The organism is Haloarcula amylolytica JCM 13557 (assembly GCF_000336615.1).
Taxonomy (GTDB): domain Archaea; phylum Halobacteriota; class Halobacteria; order Halobacteriales; family Haloarculaceae; genus Haloarcula; species Haloarcula amylolytica.
Genome location: NZ_AOLW01000054.1, coordinates 1 through 617, shown reverse-complemented (window position 1 = coordinate 617; position 617 = coordinate 1). Strand labels below are relative to the sequence as shown.

The window sequence follows — 617 nt, the reverse complement described above, 5'->3', positions numbered from 1 at the left end:
TCCCGTAGCGACGCCAGCAGCATCGACGAGAGCGAACTGGAGGAGGCTAACCCGAACAACCGGACCGTTCGGGCGCTGACCGAAGTCATGACCGTGTTAGACTCAATTGGTCGGGCACGAAACGCCGACGACCTCTTCCTGGTCAACTCTGGCTCCGGTTCAGAGTACCTTGTCGACACTCGAACAGGGAGTTGTGAGTGCAAGTGGAAGCAGTACAACCCCGACAAAGAGTGCAAGCACCAGAAGCGAGTCGCCTTCGCGACCGGCGAGCGCCCCATCCCGCAGTGGGTTGACGACGACGCTCTCGATGACCAGTTCGGGTTGCACGTCGACGGCGAACCCAGCAAAGCAGTCGCTGACGGCGGAGTCATGCAGGTCCGGTTCGACGACGGCGGCGTCACGGACCCCAAAGAGGACCCCTTGGCCGTCACCTCCAAGGATGAACCGCGTACGAAGCGAGCGAAGCAGGAAGATATCGACGTTTCCTTCCTCGCGAAGCCCGGTCGCTACGAGGTTCACTCAGCGTCGGATAGCCGGTACGAGGTGGATGTGCTTGAGGAGACGTGCAGTTGTCCCGATGAGGCCGAGCGATGCAAACACCGTCGCCGGGTCGAGAT

The 617-nt window shown here is 61.3% G+C and carries 1 protein-coding gene; it reads left to right on the top strand.

What is annotated here, in order from left to right; all coding sequences use genetic code 11:
* Nucleotides 1-617 (top strand): hypothetical protein (locus C442_RS22550; RefSeq protein WP_008313429.1); only part of this gene is annotated, 617 nt, incomplete at both ends.